The organism is Corallococcus sp. M7, assembly GCF_054512695.1.
Genome location: NZ_CM137252.1, coordinates 1,445,073 through 1,462,138, shown reverse-complemented (window position 1 = coordinate 1,462,138; position 17,066 = coordinate 1,445,073). Strand labels below are relative to the sequence as shown.

14 protein-coding genes are annotated in these 17,066 nt (G+C 71.8%); 5 read left to right on the top strand and 9 right to left on the bottom strand.

Annotated elements, in window-relative coordinates; translation table 11 throughout:
• Positions 1–53: 53 nt before the first annotated feature.
• Positions 54–1,058, bottom strand: a complete 1,005-nt coding sequence (locus ACX114_RS06080; protein ID WP_459295630.1) for a hypothetical protein — start codon at positions 1,056–1,058, stop codon at positions 54–56.
• Between the two features lie 61 nt (positions 1,059–1,119).
• Positions 1,120–1,929, bottom strand: a complete 810-nt coding sequence (locus ACX114_RS06075; RefSeq protein ID WP_459295628.1) for a hypothetical protein — start codon at positions 1,927–1,929, stop codon at positions 1,120–1,122.
• Positions 1,930–1,984: 55 nt separating this feature from the next.
• On the opposite strand from ACX114_RS06075, the gene ACX114_RS06070 reads away from it, so the two are divergent.
• Entirely contained in the window at positions 1,985–3,388 is a 1,404-nt protein-coding gene (locus ACX114_RS06070) for a hemolysin family protein (protein WP_459295626.1), read from the top strand.
• Between the two features lie 7 nt (positions 3,389–3,395).
• Here the strand turns inward: ACX114_RS06070 and ACX114_RS06065 are convergent, their stop codons facing one another.
• The 3 genes from ACX114_RS06065 to glgA are packed head-to-tail and all read right to left on the bottom strand — an operon-like array spanning position 3,396 to position 6,274.
• Complete coding sequence (locus ACX114_RS06065) at positions 3,396–3,887, bottom strand: hypothetical protein (RefSeq protein ID WP_459295624.1); 492 nt, start codon at positions 3,885–3,887, stop codon at positions 3,396–3,398.
• Positions 3,887–4,804 carry a serine/threonine protein kinase gene (locus ACX114_RS06060; RefSeq protein WP_223740529.1) on the bottom strand — a complete coding sequence of 306 codons (918 nt, stop codon included), beginning with the start codon at positions 4,802–4,804 and terminating at the stop codon, positions 3,887–3,889. The genes ACX114_RS06065 and ACX114_RS06060 overlap by 1 nt, the downstream gene beginning before the upstream one ends.
• 36 nt (positions 4,805–4,840) lie before the next feature.
• Entirely contained in the window at positions 4,841–6,274 is a 1,434-nt protein-coding gene (glgA, locus tag ACX114_RS06055; protein ID WP_459295621.1) for a glycogen synthase GlgA, read from the bottom strand.
• 71 nt (positions 6,275–6,345) lie between these two features.
• On the opposite strand from glgA, the gene pdxH reads away from it, so the two are divergent.
• Entirely contained in the window at positions 6,346–6,945 is a 600-nt protein-coding gene (gene pdxH, locus ACX114_RS06050) for a pyridoxamine 5'-phosphate oxidase (protein ID WP_459295619.1), read from the top strand.
• Positions 6,946–6,949: 4 nt separating this feature from the next.
• On the opposite strand, the gene ACX114_RS06045 is transcribed toward pdxH, so the two are convergent.
• Together ACX114_RS06045 and ACX114_RS06040 are read right to left on the bottom strand one after the other, a co-directional pair.
• On the bottom strand, positions 6,950–9,367 hold the full coding sequence (locus ACX114_RS06045) for a CapA family protein (RefSeq protein WP_459295618.1): 2,418 nt from the start codon (positions 9,365–9,367) through the stop codon (positions 6,950–6,952).
• Positions 9,368–9,516: 149 nt separating this feature from the next.
• Positions 9,517–10,206: an SDR family oxidoreductase gene (locus tag ACX114_RS06040; RefSeq protein WP_459295616.1), complete on the bottom strand. Its 690-nt coding sequence runs from the start codon at positions 10,204–10,206 to the stop codon at positions 9,517–9,519.
• A gap of 103 nt (positions 10,207–10,309) precedes the next feature.
• Here ACX114_RS06040 and hemG point away from each other — a divergent pair, with 103 nt between their 5' ends.
• The 3 genes from hemG (at position 10,310) to ACX114_RS06025 (ending at position 13,794) form a co-directional block, all read left to right on the top strand.
• A complete protein-coding gene (gene hemG / locus ACX114_RS06035; protein ID WP_459295615.1) occupies positions 10,310–11,710 on the top strand; it encodes a protoporphyrinogen oxidase in 1,401 nt (466 codons plus the stop codon).
• A gap of 255 nt (positions 11,711–11,965) precedes the next feature.
• Positions 11,966–13,024: a sensor histidine kinase gene (locus ACX114_RS06030; RefSeq protein ID WP_459295614.1), complete on the top strand. Its 1,059-nt coding sequence runs from the start codon at positions 11,966–11,968 to the stop codon at positions 13,022–13,024.
• Complete coding sequence (locus ACX114_RS06025) at positions 13,021–13,794, top strand: LytR/AlgR family response regulator transcription factor (protein ID WP_459295612.1); 774 nt, start codon at positions 13,021–13,023, stop codon at positions 13,792–13,794. Before ACX114_RS06030 ends, ACX114_RS06025 begins: the two co-directional genes overlap by 4 nt.
• A 94-nt stretch (positions 13,795–13,888) precedes the next feature.
• Here ACX114_RS06025 and ACX114_RS06020 read toward each other — a convergent pair whose 3' ends face one another.
• Together ACX114_RS06020 and ACX114_RS06015 are read right to left on the bottom strand one after the other, a co-directional pair.
• The gene (locus ACX114_RS06020; protein ID WP_459295609.1) at positions 13,889–15,355 is read right to left on the bottom strand and encodes a hypothetical protein; all 1,467 of its coding nucleotides are present in this window, start codon (positions 15,353–15,355) and stop codon (positions 13,889–13,891) included.
• A 104-nt stretch (positions 15,356–15,459) separates the two neighbouring features.
• Positions 15,460–16,947: a glutamate--cysteine ligase gene (locus ACX114_RS06015; protein WP_459295607.1), complete on the bottom strand. Its 1,488-nt coding sequence runs from the start codon at positions 16,945–16,947 to the stop codon at positions 15,460–15,462.
• Between the last annotated feature and the right edge of the window lie 119 nt (positions 16,948–17,066).

Sequence of the window (17,066 nt, the reverse complement as noted above, 5' to 3'; positions counted from 1 at the left end):
CCTGGATGCTGACACCAGCGTCCAGGGGCTTTGGCTTCACGGCTTGAGCGCGGCTACTTCTTGCACGGCGACAGCGTGCGCTTCGCGTGGATGAGGTCCTCTTCCGTGGGGCTCCCGTAGCGCACGGCCTTCGGCGCGGCCTTCAGCTTCTGGTAGTCGTACGCGTAGAGCACGCCCATCTCCCGGCTCAGGATGAAGCGCGGGCCGCTGAAGTCCCAGAGGCCTCCGAACAACTGACCTCCTGGCTTGAGCGGCGTCAGCGCCGTGCTCTCCCGCCCCCGCACGAACAACATGGACAGGTCGTCCGTCGCCCAGTTGCACGGGTTGCTGCCGTTCTTGTGCAGATAGGACACCGTCAGGTCGAACGCGCCCTCGCCCTCGTCGCCCGTCACGCCGAAGTACTCCCACAACCGCGCGCACTCCGGCGCCGCGCAGTCCTGCGGCGGGATGTGCTCCGCGTAGTCCGGCGGGATGCCGTCCGATTCCTTGCCAATCAGGCTCCGGTTGGGCCGGCGCAGCACGCACCCCGTGGGCTCGTCCTTCTGCCGCAGCGCGATGGGCGTCCCCGCGAGCCGGCCGGGCGGCAGCACCTCACACTCCGTCGCCAGCTCCGCCATCAGGTACGTCTGGCGGTCCTCGTCCGTCCCCATCCGCACCGCCCAGTACGCGATGGGCGTGCCCTTGCAGGCCTTCGCCTTCTCCTTGCCGAAGACCCAGATGGGCGCCTTGGTCGTGTCCAGCGCGCCCAGCTTCTTCGCCTGCTCCATGGGCACCGGCTTCACCCCGGAGCGGCTGCGCGCCCCCGCCTGGAAGAACTTGTCCTTCGAGGCCGGGATGATGGCCTGGTGCACCAGCCAGCCCAGCCGGTCGATGCCCACCTGCCCCATGGGCGTCATCGGCAGGAACTCCGGCTTCACCGGGCAGCCCCGGTCCATCTCCGGCAGGTCCACCACCACCGCCGAGCCGTCGTCCTCATCCACCTGCGCCCACGCGGCCCCAGGCCCCACCGTCAGCGCCAGCACCAGCGCGAACCCCGCGCGCTTCACTCCGTTCATCATTCCGTCGGACCTCCACCCACGGTTCTACCGCAAGCGGCTGCCCTCCGGCGCGCCTCAGGCTTCAGCGGGGCTTCTTCGGAGCCGGAGCCGGCTTGCGCTTCACCGGCGGAGGCGGCGCGGGCGGCACCCCGGCGTCCCGCGGCACGTCCGACACCGTCGCGTCGAGCGCCTCCTGCTTCGCGGCGTCCTGCTCCTTCGGCGGCGCCTCCACCTCCGTGCGGTCCTCCAGCGGCACGCGGCCCACGGCGCGGTCGAACAGCGCCCACAGCGCCTTGCGGTGGCCCTCGCGGTCCGTCTTCCCGGACAACACCAGCCCCGCGCCGCTGTAGCGCACCGTCAGCCCCGGCGGCATGCCCGCCTCGAAGTCCTCCAGCTGCGCCTGGAGCTGCTCCACCGCGAACGTCAGCTCCAGCTCCTTCGCCAGGTACGCGTGCGTCTTGAGGAACGTGCGCAGCGCCAGCCGGCACGCGTTGTCCTTCACCGTCGCCGTGAGGTTGCGCTCCACGCCTTCCGTGGCCTTCAGGTCCGGGCAGGCCTTCTTCGCCGCCGCGAGCTGGGCCGTGGTGTTCTGCAGCTCGATGGGCCCCACCATCACCCGCCACACCGCGAAGCGGCCCTCGGCGTAGAGCAGCACCCGCGCGATGCCGGCGGCATGGGGCGTCAGGAGCAGCTCGCCGCTCCCGGCCAGCGCCTCCGCCGTCACGACGTTGGGCGCGTCGGACTCCGCCCAGTCCACGGCGGTGAGCTTCTGGAAGGTCTCCTTGCCGGGCTCCAGCGTCAGGGCCTGGTCCACCGGCCAGGCCAGGGCCGCCGGGGGCGCCGCCAGCGCGCCCAGCAGTCCGCCAATGACGTACATCCGACGTCCCCGCATGGTGCCTCCCGCCAGGGTGGTATGCCCCTCTAGCACGGGATAAGAACCTCCCCCTATGCCTACCTGGACCCTCTGGGTCGCCTGCCTGGCCCTCTGCTTCATGAGGTCCCTGGTCGCCGCCGCGGAGTCCGCGCTCTATGGGACGTCCGACCTGCGCGCCCAGGAGCTCGCGGAGGAGAGCAAGAGTGTCGCCGCGCGCCGGGTGCTCCGCCACAAGACGGACCGCGAACCCGCCGCCACCGCCCTGCGCCTGGGCATGGTGCTGTCCGGCTTCCTCGCCGCCGCCATCGGCGCCTTCGTCCCGCCGCGCCTCCTGGACTTCAGCCGCTACGCCGAGGCCACCTGGGTGCCCATCGCCACGGTGTGCGCGGGCGCCCTCTTCGTGGGTGTGCTGGCCAGCCTCATGGAGGTGACGCTGCGCGGCCTGGCCAACGGCAACCCGGAGCGCTGGGCCCTGCGCCTGTCGGGCCTGGTGTCCCTGCTGGTGACAGTGCTCTACCCGCCCATGCGCCTGATGCTGGGCCTGCTCAACCTGGGTGCCCGCACCATGGGCCGCACCCTGCGCTTCGAGCCGCCGCCCCCGCCCCTGGAGGAGCTGGAGAAGCTGCTCGCCGCCCAGGCCGCGCGCAACGAGGTGGACAAGAGCGCCCCGCAGCTCATCCGCTCCATCTTCGAGCTGTCCGACAAGCGCTGCCGCGACGTGATGGTCAACCGCACGGACGTCATCTCCGTGGACGTCACCACGCCGCCGGATGAAGTGCTGCGCATCCTGGCGGAGGAGAACCACTCGCGCATCCCGGTCTACAAGGACGACGTGGACCACATCGTCGGCGTGCTGCACGCGCGCGACCTCATCCCGCTGCTCCAGCACCCGGAGCTCATCGTCCTGCAGGACGTCATCCGCCCCGCCCACTTCGTGCCGTGGATGAAGCCCGTGGGCGACCTGCTGCGCGACATGCAGAAGCGGAAGATCCACATGGCCATGGTCGTCGACGAGTACGGCGGCTTCATGGGCGTCGTCACGCTGGAGGACATCCTCCGCGAAATCGTGGGCGACATCGGCGACGAGTTCGAGGTGGAGGAGAAGCTCGTCGAGAAGATGGCCGACGGCACCTCGCTGGTGGACGCCGCCATGGAGGTGGATCAGTTCACCAAGCTCTTCGGCTTCCCGCTGCCGGAGGGCGACTTCGACACGCTGGGCGGCTACCTGTCCTCGCTCGCGGGCCACCTGCCGGACGTGGGCGAGCGCTTCACCTACAACGGCTGGCAGTTCGTCGTGGCCACCAAGGAGGGCGCCCGCATCGACCGCGTGCGGATGTCCCGCCTCAAGAGCGCCGCGCCCGGCATCCCGGACGGACAGCCCCGCGACGGTGTCCCGGCGCCCTCCAAGGACGACGGCCCCGGGGGCCCGCCGCGGCAGCCTCCCGACTCCGGCACGGCGCCAGACGCCAAGAGCTGAAGGCGCTTCACTGCGCCGGGCTGGACTCCCCGCCCGGCACCCACGCGAGGTCCAGCGAGCGCGCGTCGCGGAAGGGCGCGCGCCGCTCGGAGCCTCCGAAGCGCAGCACCACGCCGCCCTCCACCCGCACCAAGTGCGACCCTGTCTCCGGACGGCCACCGCCGCGCGCCACCGCCAGCGGGAAGTAGACCTCCAGGGGGACCTGGCCCTTGCCGTCCAGGGGCACGCCCATCACCTGCTCGCCCGTGGCCACGCGCCGGCCGTCCACGCGCAGGTCGAAGTCCACGCGCGTGAGCGTGGCCGCGTCCGAGGACGGGTTGCCCACCTGGAGCTTCAGCGTGAGCGCCCCTGAGCCGTCGCGCGTGAAGGCCACGTCCACCGCCTCCACCCGCACCGCCTCGTCGTAGGCGCGCGGGCGGAAGGGCACCACGCCCAGGCAGCCGGACATGCAAAGGATGCCGGCCAGGTCCAGCCCGAGCACCACCCGGCGCGAGCGCATCAGCCGCCCAGCAGAGGCTGCAGCGCCTCCACCGTCAGGGGCCAGCCCGCGCGGCGCGCCAGGACCTCCAGCGCCTTGATGAACTCCGCCGCGGTCTGGAAGCGGCGGGCCCGGTCCGCGAACAGCGCCTTGCGCGCCACCCGCGCCGCGTAGTCCGGCAGGTCCGGGGACAGCGTGGAGAGCAGCGGCACGCGAGCGTCGCGCACCTGGTGCATCAGCTGCGCCTCGTTGTCGCCGGTGAAGAGGCGGCGGCCGGCCCACAGCTCCCAGAGGATGACGCCCACCGCGTACAGGTCCGTGCGGGCGTCCACCGCCTGCCCCAGCACCTGCTCCGGGCTCATGTACGGCAGCGTGCCGCGCAGCGCGCCGGAGTCGCCGCGGATCATCCCCTCGACCTCCGCCACGCCGAAGTCGGTGAGCTTCACGTCGCCCTGGACGCCCAGGAGCACGTTGGCGGGGTTCACGTCGCGGTGGACGATGGTGGCGCCGTTCTCCCCCACCTTGGCGCGGTGGATGTAGTCCAGCGCCTTGAGGATGCACCACGCGATGTAGCAGGCGGACTCCGGCGGCATCGCGGCGCCGGCCTTGATGAGCAGCTCCTGCATGTAGCCCAGCGTCCGGCCACTCACGAGCTCCTGCACCATGAGGTAGTCCGGCCCGGCGCGGAACAGCCGGAACGTCCGCACGATGTGCGCGTTGCGCAGGCGCACCGTGAGCTTCGCCTCGTCGACGAAGGCCTTCACATACGCGGGGTCGTTGCGGAAGGACGGGTGCAGCCGCTTGATGACCACTTCCTCGGGCTCACCCGGGGAGCGCTGGGTCGTCTCACGGGCACGCGCCTGATACACCTCGGCCATGCCACCGACCGCCAGCCGGCCGACCACTTCATAGCCACCCAGGTCCGGAGCTTCCGCCACGGCGGCAAGTTTAACGCGGATCCGGGAGAGGCCCCACTATTCCTCCACCAGGGAGTGGAAGAGGGCCTCGTACTTCCGGGCGGACGCGGTCCAGGAGAAGTCCTTCCCCATGCCCCGCACCTGGAAGTCCCCCAGCCGTGCGGGGTCCGCGTACAGGGAGAGCGCCCGGCGGATGGCGGCCAGGAGCGCCGAGCGGTGGAAGGCCTCGAAGAGGATGCCGTTGCCGTCCAGGCCCCCCTCCACCGTGTCCACCAGCCCGCCCGTGGCCCGGACGATGGGCACCGTGCCGTAGCGCAGTGAATACATCTGGTTCAGCCCACACGGCTCGTAGCGGCTGGGCATGAGGAAGAAATCAGACCCGGCCTCCACCAGGTGTGACAACGCCGGGTCGAACCCGATGTGCACGCCCACCTGCTTCGGGAAGCGGGCCTGGAGCGCCCTCAACCCTTCCTCCAGGGTCGGGTCGCCGTTGCCCACCGCCACGAACCGCAGGTCCGCCTGGAGCGCCGCAGGCAGCGTCTCCAGGAGCAGGTCCACGCCCTTCTGCCACGCCAGCCGGCTGACGATGCCGAACACCGGGGCGTTGCCTTGCGTGGGCAGGCCGAAGTGCTCCAGGAGGGCGCGCTTGCAGACGGCCTTGCCCGTCATGTCGTCCTGGCCGTAGCGCGCGGGCAGGTAGGAGTCCGTCTGGGGGTTCCACTCGTGCGCGTCGATGCCGTTGATGATGCCGGTGAGCGCATGCGAGCGGCGGCGCAGGAGGCCATCCAGCCCGTAGCCCTGCTCCGGCGTTTGAATCTCCCGCGCGTAGGTGGGCGACACGGTGGTGAGCGCTTCGGAGTAGACGAGCCCGGCCTTGAGGAAGTTGACGTGGTCGTAGAACTCCACGCCCTCCGGGGTGAAGAGGTCCCACGGCAGCCCCAGGTCCTCCATGGTCCGCTTGGGGAACTGCCCCTGGTAGGCCAGGTTGTGGATGGTGAAGACGCACTTCGCGCGGGCGAGCGGCGTGCCCTGGAAGCCCCGGCGCAGCGCCACCGGAACGAGCCCCGTCTGCCAGTCGTGCAGGTGGATGATGTCCGGGAAGAAGCGCAGGCGCTGCGCGGCCTGGAGCGCGCCCACGCACAGGTAGGCGAAGCGGCGGGGGTTGTCCGCGAACTCACCGCCCCCATCGCCGTAGAGCCCCTTGCGTCCGCCGTAGAAGGCCTCGTTCTCCAGGAAGAGGACCTCCAGGCGTTCGGAGAGGCGCGCGGACAGGATGGGGCCGCCGGTCTCACCGAAGGGGAAGCGCAGCACCAGGGACTGGCCGGTGGGCAGCAACTGTCCGGTGTTGCGCACGTCCTGGTAGCGGGGCGTGACGATCTTCACGTCGTGCCCCAGCCCGGCGAGCGCCGTGGGCAGGGCCCCGGCCACGTCGCCCAGTCCCCCCGTCTTCGAGAAGGGGGTGACCTCCGAGGCGATGAAGAGGATCTTCATGAGGCCCGCCATTGCGTGCGAGTCCCGACAGGGAGTCAACCGCGAACGTGCGCGCCGGGGCCGTGTTTCCTATGGTGCGCCGCGTGACGAATATCCCGCCCGACCCCATCCAGCGCTTCGCCGACCTCTTCGCCCAGGCGAAGGCCGCCATCCCCGTGGACCCCAACGCCATGGTGGTGGCGTCCGTGGACGACCAGGGCCGCCCCAGCTCACGCGTGGTGCTGCTCAAGGACTTCGATGCGCGGGGCTTCGTCTTCTTCACCAACTACCACAGCCGCAAGGGGCAGCAGCTGCGTGCGCACCCGTACGCGGCGCTGTGCTTCTTCTGGCAGCCCCTTGAGCAGCAGGTCCGCATCGAGGGCCGGGTGGAGCAGGTGTCGGACGCGGAGGCGGACGCGTACTTCCAGAGCCGCGCGCGCGGCAGCCAGATTGGCGCGTGGGCCAGCCTCCAGAGCGAGGAGCTGCCCTCGCGAGACCTCCTGGACCAGCGCGTGGCGGAGGTGGAGGCGCGCTTCCAGGGCCGCGCGGTGGAGCGCCCGCCGCACTGGAGCGGCTTCCGCGTGGTGCCGGACCGCATCGAGTTCTGGCACGCCCGCCCCAGCCGGTTGCACGAGCGCAACGTGTACCTGCGCGATGGCGCGGGCTGGAAGACGCAGCTGCTCTACCCCTGAGCTTTCAGGGCACGCGGTGCTCGCGGAAGGTGACGCGCAGCGTGTACGTGCCCGCCGGGGCCTCCACCCGCACGAAGTCCCGCGCGTGCGGCGTCTGGAGCGTCAGCGTGCCTCCCGTGGCCTGCTTCTCCCAGGCCACCAGCGCCAGGTCGTCCACCGCCGTCACGCCCTGGCCGGACTTCGGAGGCGCGGTGCTGAGCGTCAGGTCCAGCGCCCACGGCGCGTTCCACAGGTCCGGCCTCGGCGGATCCGCGGGGAAGCGCAGGTCCTCCGCCACCAGCGTCCAGTCGTAGGTGCCGCCTTCGTGGCGCAGCAGCGTCTGCTCGCCGAAGAGCGTGTAGGACTCCACGGGCAGGTACTGCACCTTCGCGGAGAAGGCGCCGCCGCCCTGCCCCTTCAGCCACGCTACCGCCGTGAGGTCGCGGTTGGGCGGCCCTTCCGCGAAGCCCGGCGGACGGAAGCGGTTCACCAGCTTCACCGCCGCGCTCCGTGAGTCGCTGGCCGCGCGCCGCTGGCAGAGCGCCGCCGCGCCCCGGTGCGGCCCGTCCTGGCACACGTAGCCGGCGTTCGGGCCCACGCTCCAGCGCGTCGCCTCGTTGGCGTCGTCGTCCACGTCGTGGTCCTCGAAGTCGCCGTGCAGGAGCACGTCACGGCCGGCCTTGAGCTTCACGCCCGTCACGTCCGCGCCCGTGAGCTTCGCCACCGCCACGGACTCCCCTTCAAGGCGAAGGGGCCGCAGGTCCACCGTGGCGCGGCCGTTCGCGTCCACCGTCACCGGCACGTCCACGGTGCGCTCGCTCACCGTCGCGTGCTGGTCCTCCGCGAGCAATTCGCCCCAGGAGGGCTGCGGCACCAGCTCCACGCCGCCCTCGCGGGACAGCTCCGCCAGGTTGCGCAGGAAGCTGTCCGCCAGGTCGCCCGCGACGGGACGGGGGCGGTAGTCCTCGATGTACACGGGCACCGCGCGGGCCCGGTCCACGCGCGTGCCCGTGGCCTCCACCTCCGCCATCAGGCCCACCATCGTCTCCATGCGGTCCTGGTCGAAGGCGAAGTTCCCCAGCGACTGCGCCATCAACACGCCTTCATGGCGCGCGAAGCCCTGCGGGATGTGCGGGTGGTGCGCGATGACGAGCCCCGCGCCCGCGTCCACCAGGTCGCGCATCCGCTGCGCCGTCGGGGTGGAGGGACGGATGCTGTACTCGACGCCGGTGTGCAGCACCGCCACCGGCACGCGCCCCTGCGCCTTCTCCGCGGCCAGCAGCGCGGACGCTCGCGTCAGGTTGCGCGCGTCCGCCGCGCCGCCCTGGTTGGGGCCCGCGACGTACTGCTGCTCATGCGCGCTGCCGGTGATGGAGCACATGGACACCAGGCTGTAGTTCCCACCCGGAAGCGACATGCGCGCCGGCAGGAACGCCGCGTCCTCGTTCTGGCCCGCGCCACTGAAGGCCATGCCCGTCGAGGCCACGTGCGTGAGCGTGTCCGCGAGCCCCGGCGCCAGGTAGTCGTAGACGTGGTTGTTGCCCAGGCTCACGTAGTCCACGCCCAGCCACGGCAGCGCGGGCAACGAGCCGGGCAGCGTGAAGAACGCGTAGGCCTTCTCGTCGTGGGGCGTCACCGGATGGTCCGTCACCGGCGTCTCCAGGTTCACGGCGCGGAAGTCCGCCGCCTGGAAGTAGGGCCGCACGTGGGTGAAGACGGCCTTCGTGCCCGGCAGCGGATCCGACACACGGATGAGCGCCGCCGGGTCGTCCGGAGGCATCTGGTTGCGCGGCGTGGTGTCGTCCGGGTCGAGGAAGCGCCGGCCCAGCGACACGTCGCCCGCGAAGAGCATCCGCACGCCGTCCTTCGGAGACAGGCGCACTGGCGGCAGCGTCACGCGCTTCTCCGTGAGTCCCCGGCGCAGCTCCACCGCCACCACCGCCGGGCGGAAGCCCTCCGCCTCCACCGTGAGCAGCCGGTTGTGCCGGGGCAGCGCGGGGAAGCGGAAGTGGCCGGCCGCGTTCGTGCGCGCCTGCACGTCCCCCACCTTCACCACGACGTCCGCGACCGGCGTGCCCGCCGTGGAGACCAGCGAGCCCTCCAGCGCGATGCCGGTGCAGGCGTAGTCATGGCGCGCGGTCCGCTCGGCTTCGGGCACGGTGGCGTCCGCCGCGGGCTCCGGCGCGCAGGCCGTCAGCACCGGATCCTCTTCTGGTGGGGGCGGCTCCTCCGCTGTCTCGTCGGGAGGCGGCTCCTCGTCCGGCGGTGGCTGGGGAGGCGGAGGCTCTTCCTTGCCGGGTGGGTCGTCCGGAGGCGTCACCGGCGTCACGGGCTCATCGCCCGGCGTCACGGCCTCCTGCCCCTGCTTCGGCGTGGACGCGCCAGGACCGCACGCCACCAGACACGCCGCCACCCACGCCACGGACCATCGCCGCCACGCCATCCCACCCCTCCACCGCGGACCACCTCGCGACGAGATGGGGACGACGGCAGGCAGGCGCCAGCGACGGCCTCGGACCCGGGGGCTGCTTGCCTGCCCCTGGGGGCCGGGGCGTGTTCAGCGAAGAACAACGCCCCTGTCACCTGGGTCCACTACCAGGGCACTTCCGCGCCTTCGTAGTCGAAGAACCGGCCGGAGTGCTCCAGCGAGACGCTGTCGATGACCCGCAGCATCCCGCGCACCGACTCCTCCGCCGGCAGCGGCGCGTCCTGCCCGCCCATGTCCGTCTGCACCCAACCCGGATGCAGCAGCACGCACGCCAGGCCTTCGCGGCGCAGGTCGTTGGACATGGAGCGCACGCCCATGTTCAGCGCGGCCTTGGACATGCGGTAGGCGTACGCGCCGCCCTCCGTGTTGCTGGAGAGCGACCCCATGCGCGACGTGACGTGCGCCACCTTGCGCCCCGCGCCGTGCCGCAGCGCGGGCAGGAGCGCGGAGGTGATGCGCAGCGGCCCGAGCGCGTTCACCTCGATGGTGCGCGCCAGGTCCTCGTAGTCCAGCTCATGCAGCCCCACCCACTGGCCGGACACGCCCGCGTTGTTGATGAGCACGTCCACCGGCTCGCGGCAGACGCGCTCCGCGAACGCGTGCACGCTGTCCGCGCGGGTGACGTCCAACGGGTGGATCCTCAGGCGGCTGCCCGCCTCCAAGAGCAGCGGCTCCAGCCTGCGCGCCAGCTCCGGAGCACGCACACCCGCATCCACGGTTTCTCCCCGCCGCAGCAGTTGCTGCACGAATTCGAAACCGATGCCACGGCTTGCTCCCGTGATGACATAGCGCATGCCTTTATTAACGCGCCGGGTGGCTCTCCTTGGCAAAGCTCTTGCCTTCGCACTAAGGCGCCCGGGGTTGCTCACCTCACGACAAGCTCGGGAGTAGGACGACATGACGGTCGCGGTCATTGGGGGAGGCATCACCGGACTGGCGCTGGCCTATCAATTGCGGGCTCGCGGTACTGATGCCGTGGTGCTGGAGTCGACGTCACGCGTGGGTGGAAACGTGCAGACCCACACCCGCGGGGGCTACCTGTTGGAGGCGGGGCCCAACAGCTTCCTGGACCGGGAACCCACGACGCGTGAACTGGCGGAAGCGCTGGGAGTGTCATCCCGGATTCGTCCGGCGGATGCGGCGGCGAAAAACCGTTACGTATTCACCCGTGGTGCCCTGAGAGCCCTGCCCACATCGCCCCCGGCCTTCCTGAAATCCGACATCCTCCCCCTTGCGTCCCGCCTGCGGGTGGTGGGGGAGCTGTTCAGCGGGCGCAACCCCACGGGTGCGGACGAGTCCCTGGCGCAACTGGGGCGGCGCCACCTGGGACGTGAGGCGACGGCGGTGCTGCTGGACGCGATGCAGACGGGCACCTACGCGGGCGACCCGGAGCAACTCAGCGCGGAGGCCACCTTCCCGCAGTTGGTGAAGTTCGAGCGGGAGCACCGCAGCCTCATCCTGGGCGCCATCCGTGCGCAGCGCGCGGCGCGACAGGCGAAGGGCGCGGGCGCGGTGGAGCCAGGCCCCCGGCTCACCGGGCAGATGAGCACGTTCGACGGCGGCCTGGGCGTGCTGGTGGACGCGCTGGCGAAGGCGCTGGGCGACCGCGTGCGCACGGACGCGAAGGTGGAGGGGCTGGAGCGCGCGGCGGACGGCTGGAAGGTGCGCTACCAGCACCGGGGCCAGCCGGCGGAGCTGCGCGCGTCGGACGTGGTGCTGGCGGTGCCCGCGCACGTGGCGGCGTCTCTCGTGCGTCCGCTGGACGCGGAGCTGGCGCAGAAGGCGGACGCCATCCCGTACGCGCCCATCGCCGTGGTGCACCTGGGCTTCGCGCCGGGGACGGTGCCGAAGCCGGACGGGTTCGGGTTCCTGATTCCGGCGGTGGAGGGCACGGCGATGCTGGGCACCATCCATGTCTCCACCACGTTCCCCTTCCGCGTGGAGGGCGGGCGCGTGCTGCTGACGTGCCTGATGGGCGGCGCTCGCCGGCCGGAGGTCGTCTCGCGCGACGAGGACGCGCTGGTGGCGCTGGCGCGCGAGGAGCTGAAGACGATGGCGGGGCTCACCGCGACGCCGGAGCTGACGGAGGTGTTCCGCTGGCCGCGCGGCATTCCGCAGTACACCGTGGGCCACCTGGAGCGACTGGCGGCGATGGAGGAGCGGCTGAAGCGCTGGCCTGGCCTGCACCTCACCGGCAACGCGTACCGGGGCGTGGGCGTCAACGACTGCCTCAAGGAAGCGGCGCGGCTGGCGGAGGCGCTGGGGGGGACAGCGGCGGGTGCCGCCCGGAGCGCCTGAGCGACCGCTCACCCTGGGACAGCGACGGCCGGGGGCAACCCTCCCTGGAAGGGCCCTGGGTCGATGCCAGAGTCCGTGGGCATGTTTCATGGACACTGGAGAAGCCCCCCATGTTCTCACTGCGATCGCCGCTCCTGTCCATGCTCGCCGTCCTCTTCTTCCCCGCGGTCCTCGCCGGGACGTTCGTCCTGGAGCTCGTCCCCGCGACCGTCCCCCAGCGCTAGGACGCGGGACGGTGTAGCCTTCCGCTTCCGCATGCCGGAGACGTCGTCGGAAGGCTCCATCGTTCGCGCCACGCTGCGCGCGCTCGTCGCGCCGTGGCGGCTGGCCCCCATCGTCCTGGTGTCCATTCCGCTGCTGGTGGCCCAGGTGCGCTGGAGCGTGGACCCTCGCGCATTCTGGATTGGCCTCTTGCTGTGCCTGCTGTGCGTCGCGGTGGCGCCCGTGTCGTACCGGGTGTTGTTCCCGGAAGGGCTGGACCTGAGCCACGGCGGCATCCGCCTGCTGCTCTACGCGGCGGTGGGCAGCGGCGTGGTGCTGTCGGTGGGCTACGCCCTGCCGCGCGTCACGCTGATGCAGGACATGTTCCTGTCTGAGCCGTACAACCTGGCCATCTGCGGCGGCCTGTTCCTCGTCGCGGGCTGGGGGTTGGGGCGGGACATCGGCTTCGAGGAGACGCTGGCCCGTGAGCGCGCCCGCGCCACGCGCTTCGCCTGGGAGGCGGAGCAGGCGCAGTTGCTGGCGCTGCGCAGCCACCTGGATCCGCACTTCCTCTTCAACACGTTGAACGCCATCGCGGAGTGGTGCCGCGAGGACGGCGCCGTCGCGGAGGCCGCGGTGCTGCGGCTGTCCACGATGCTCCGCTCGGTGCTCGCGGGCGTGCGCAGCGTCACCTGGCCGCTGTCGCAGGAGCTGGAGCTGATGCGCACGCTCTTCGACCTGCACCTCTTGCGCGATCCGGACCTGTTCCAACTGCGCATGGACGTGGCGGACGGGCTTGCGGACGTGCCCGTGCCGCCGCTGTTGCTGCTGCCCCTGGCGGAGAACGCGGTGAAGCACGGACCGGCGGCCGGCCACCGGGGCCCCCTGAGCGTGGAGGTGGCCGCGCGCGAGGGGGCGGTGGTGGTCACCATCGACAACCCGGGCGCGTCCAAGGGCCCACGCGAGGGCAGCGTGGGCCTGCCCACCGTGGAGCGGCGGCTGGCGCTGGCCTACGGAGGCCATGCGCTGCTGTCCCTGGAGAGCGCCGACGGGCGCACCCGTGTCACCGTCACCCTGCCCCGCCAGGGCCCCCAACCCGGAGTCCTCACGTGAGAGAGCCCCTGCGCGTCCTCATCGCCGACGATGAACTGCTGGCCAGGAAGCGCCTGTCCCGCCTGCTGGCCGCGCTGCCGGACGTGAGCGTCTGCGGCGAGGCGGTGGATGGGGATTCGGTGCTCGCGGCGGTGCGCGCGGGCGGCGTGGACGTGGTGCTGCTGGACATCCACATGCCGGGCCTGAGCGGGCTGGACGCGATGGCGCTGCTGCCGGAAGGCGGGCCCCACGTCATCTTCTGCACCGCCCACGCGGAGCACGCGGTGAACGCCTTCGAGCACGGCGCGGTGGACTACGTCCTCAAGCCCGTGGAGGCGGCGCGGTTGCAGAAGGCGCTGGAGCGCGCGCGGGCACGGCTGCCGGCGCGGGTGAAGGCACCTGGCGCGACGGCGCCAACGGCGGCGGCGGAGAAGCCGGCACTGACGCGGCTGCCCATCCCGACGCGGCAGGGGCTGGTGCTGGTGTCACCGGACGCCATCTCCCACGCGTCGCTGGAGGACGAGCTGGTGACGGTGTTCACCGCGCAGGGCGACTACCTCACCGACTTCACGCTCAACGAGCTGGCGGACAAGCTGCCCCCGGAGCACTTCCACCGGGTGCACCGCCGCGCGCTGCTCAACCTGGCCCACGTGACGCGGCTGGAGCCACTGGAGACGGGCGGCTACCTGGCGCGCACGGCGCGGGGCCACTCGGTGGAGGTGAGCCGTCAGTCCGCGCGCGAGCTGCGCCGCATGCTGGGCCTGCGCAAGGGCGCGGAGGACGAAGGCTGAAGTAAAGCCGCCAGTCCGCGCCATCCGTCGCCGACTGGTGCCAGCAACGTCGGAGCGGGCACCGCGATGTGCCCGGCTCCCGGCGCCGTGCGCCTCAGTTCCAGACGAACAGCCGGTGCACCTGCGCCGCGTCGTCGCCCAGCGCGTCCGTCAGGGCCTGCTTCGCGGGGCCGGGCAGCTCCTGTCCGCCTCGCGCGCAGCGGGCCGCCTCTTCCACGGCGAAGGCGGGCGCGTTGCAGAACGAGTCCTGCCAGCGCGACATGAGCGAGGCGAAGAAGGTCTGCTCGTAGCCGCGCAGCTGCGCGTCGAGCCAGTTCTCCTTGTCGGGCCGCTCGAACTTCTGCGGCCGCACGCCGCCGGGCTCGAAGGTGATGTTGTGCTCGTAGCCGGAGGCCTCGATGGAGTTCTCCGCCTTCACCGCCAGCGGCGCGTGCCGCTCCTGGAGGATGCCCTGGGCCACCACCGCGAAGTGGTACTCCACGCCCCGCCGCTGCGCGTGGTAGTCGAACGAGCGCGACACGTCGCGGTACTTCGTCACCTCCACCGTCGTCTTGTACTCGACCGTCTTCTTCTGCTGGACCAGGCGCTTCTTCATCACGCCCTTGTCCTCGTAGGACTCCTCCACCGTGTACGGCACCTCCGCCGTCGCAGTGCGGTCCTCGTGGTCCGTGTACGGCACGCGCTCCGTCCACGGCGCCGTCAGCGTCACCGGCTCGCTCATGCGCCGCTCGCTCATGCTCCCCGCGATGGTCATCGGCGCGTGGCGCTGGGACGCCTCCGAGTACCAGGGCGAGGCCTCGAACGCGCCCGACAGCCGCGTCATCAGGTACTGCACGACGTCATTGCTGATGCCATCCACGGACACCTGCCACGTGGGCACGCCCAGCGCCTCCGGGAACATCCCGGCGCGGGGCGCGGGCTGCTGGTAGTGCCCGCAGTAGCGATTCACCAGCTCCGCCCAGTGCTGCGCGCCGCCGGACAGCGACTGCTTCAGGTTCGCGCACGTCGCCGCGCCGCCCTGCGCCACCGCCTCCTCCACGTCGCGGCGGATGGGCGCCATCTCCGGGTGGGCCAGCAGTGAGCGCTTGCGCTCCAGGTGCGACTCCGCCGTCAGCGCGTGGCCCCGCTTCGCCGGTTCGATGATGAGCTGGCGAAGGTGCCGGTGCGTGCCCGCCATCTCCTCCAGGAGCGAGCTCTCCATGCCGCCATCCAGCTTGGAGTTCCACTTCACCTTGTAGCCAAGGAACTGCTCCAGGTTCACCTCCGCGTCCTCTTCCCGCCCCTCCACCCGCGCCTGACGCGCCTGGGTGAGCAGCTGCGACAGGCCGCGCCAGCGCAGGTCGTCCAGCGACGCGCGATACTCCGGGTTGTTGGGCTCGTCCTGGACGAGCTTCACGTAGACCTCGGCCGCCTCGACGAAGCGGCCCTTCTCCGCCAGGTCGTTGGCTTTGCCCCGGGTGGTCGAGCACGCGGACAGGACGCCCGCGCACAGGAGCGCCGGCACGAGGAAGGACCTCCGGCGGGCGCCGGAGCGGAACGAAGCAAGGAGCGAGGCAATCACGGGAACGGCACCCTTCAGCACGAGGCACGAGGCCCCGCCGGCTGACCTTCAGGATGGCCGGATTATTCACCGCGACCGCCCCGTCCCGACAAGGCCCCCACCCGTCAGCGCTCCACCGGCCAGGTGTGCACCGGCAGCCCCTCCTCCGACAGTTCCAGGTAGCGCTCCAGCATCGCCGCCAGCGCGTCCTGCCGGGGCATGTGGGCCTCCAGCCGCTCCAACACCGCCCGCTGCCAGCGCGCTCCGGTCCGCTGGAGCGCCACGCGCCGGGCGATGATGTCCAGGAGGCCGTCCGCCTCCGCCGCGTCCACCCCGGCCCCCAGCAGCCCGCGCCTCGCCACGGGCAACAGCTGCTTCACCAGCTCCACCGCCGGCAGCACCCGGGGGCTGGGCGCGGTCTCCGCCGGCCACAGCAGCGTCGCGCCCAGGCCGTGGTGCGCCGCCTGCTTGAAGTTGCGCCGCGCCTGCCAGAAGGGCAGCGCCGGCAGCAGCGCGTCCACCCGCTCCGCGAGCCCCAGTGTCAGTCCCAGCAGGAACGCGCCGTTGGCCACCATGTCCACCGGCGTGGGGCCGGACGGCAGCGCTCGGAACTCGATGCGCACGTGGCCCTCGCCGTGCGGATCATAGATGGCCCGGTTCCACGACCAGACCGTGCCCTGGTGCAGCCGCAGCTCCTCCAGCTTCGGCAGCCCTCCGGCGGCCACCACCTCCAGCGGGGACTCCTGCCCCATCACCGGCAGGAGCGCCGGGTAGAGCGCCACGGCCTCCGCGAACAGCTCGTGCAGGTCCTCGCGCACCCAGCCGTGCCCGAACGTCACGCGCGGGTGCAGGTGCGCGGCCTCGTCGCTGTCGCTGCGGTCGTCGGTGGCCTGCTGGAAGAGCGCCACGCGCGTCTCCTCCCACAGCCGCTTGCCCAGGAACACCGGCGAGTTGCCGCACGCGGCCAGCACCGGCCCGGTGGCCAGCTGCGCGGCGTTGTACACGCGCGCGAAGTCCTCCGGGGCCACGCGCAGGTGGAACTGGAGCGACGTGTTCGCCCCCTCCAGCGTCACGTCCTCCCAGGTGAGGTTGAGCGTGTCGTCGCCCGCGATGGCCACCTGGAAGGGCCCGTCGCGCCGCTTGCGGATGGCCGAGGCCAGCGCCCGGTAGCGCGGCTGCGGCGTGAGCGCGTTCTTCCCCAGGTCCGCCTGCCGCAGCGTGGGCAGGATGCCCACCGCCGCCACGCGCGCGCCCTCCGTGGCCGCCGCGCGCCTCAGCTCCGACAGCACGTCGTCCAACTGGGCCTGGAGCCCGGTGAACGGCCGGCCCGCGAGCAGCGAGGGGCGCAGGTTCATCTCCATGTTGAAGCGGTTGAGCTCCAGCGTCAGCCGGTCGTCCTTCGACTTCGCCAGTACCTGCTGGTTCACCGGCAGCGGAGAGCCCGCGCCGTCCACCAGCGCCACCTCCAGCTCCGCGCCCATCGTCACGGGCCCCACGCCAAAGCCGGGACGTTGGAGCACCTGCCGCAGCGCCTCCAGGCTCTCCGCGAGCCGCGCCACGAACCGCGTGTGCTCCTCCGGCGTGAACTCCTCCTGCTGGATGGCCAGTCCCATAGGCCCTCCACGATTGGCACGACGCGGCGCACTGGCACGCGGGGTGTCAGCCGCTGGACGCCGCAACGCCCCGGGAGCCCCACCCACCTCCCACACGCGCGCTCCGCTGGCTGCCCCCC

Excerpts from the sequence above, each read along its gene's own strand:
- ACX114_RS06065 (WP_459295624.1), bottom strand. The coding sequence starts at position 3,887 with ATGCGCTCGCGCCGGGTGGTGCTCGGGCTGGACCTGGCCGGCATCCTT.
- hemG (WP_459295615.1), top strand. The coding sequence starts at position 10,310 with ATGACGGTCGCGGTCATTGGGGGAGGCATCACCGGACTGGCGCTGGCC.
- ACX114_RS06030 (WP_459295614.1), top strand. The coding sequence starts at position 11,966 with ATGCCGGAGACGTCGTCGGAAGGCTCCATCGTTCGCGCCACGCTGCGC.
- ACX114_RS06070 (WP_459295626.1), top strand. The coding sequence starts at position 1,985 with ATGCCTACCTGGACCCTCTGGGTCGCCTGCCTGGCCCTCTGCTTCATG.
- ACX114_RS06045 (WP_459295618.1), bottom strand. The coding sequence starts at position 9,367 with ATGGCGTGGCGGCGATGGTCCGTGGCGTGGGTGGCGGCGTGTCTGGTG.
- ACX114_RS06080 (WP_459295630.1), bottom strand. The coding sequence starts at position 1,058 with ATGATGAACGGAGTGAAGCGCGCGGGGTTCGCGCTGGTGCTGGCGCTG.
- glgA (WP_459295621.1), bottom strand. The coding sequence starts at position 6,274 with ATGAAGATCCTCTTCATCGCCTCGGAGGTCACCCCCTTCTCGAAGACG.
- ACX114_RS06040 (WP_459295616.1), bottom strand. The coding sequence starts at position 10,206 with ATGCGCTATGTCATCACGGGAGCAAGCCGTGGCATCGGTTTCGAATTC.
- ACX114_RS06015 (WP_459295607.1), bottom strand. The coding sequence starts at position 16,947 with ATGGGACTGGCCATCCAGCAGGAGGAGTTCACGCCGGAGGAGCACACG.
- ACX114_RS06075 (WP_459295628.1), bottom strand. The coding sequence starts at position 1,929 with ATGCGGGGACGTCGGATGTACGTCATTGGCGGACTGCTGGGCGCGCTG.
- pdxH (WP_459295619.1), top strand. The coding sequence starts at position 6,346 with ATGGTGCGCCGCGTGACGAATATCCCGCCCGACCCCATCCAGCGCTTC.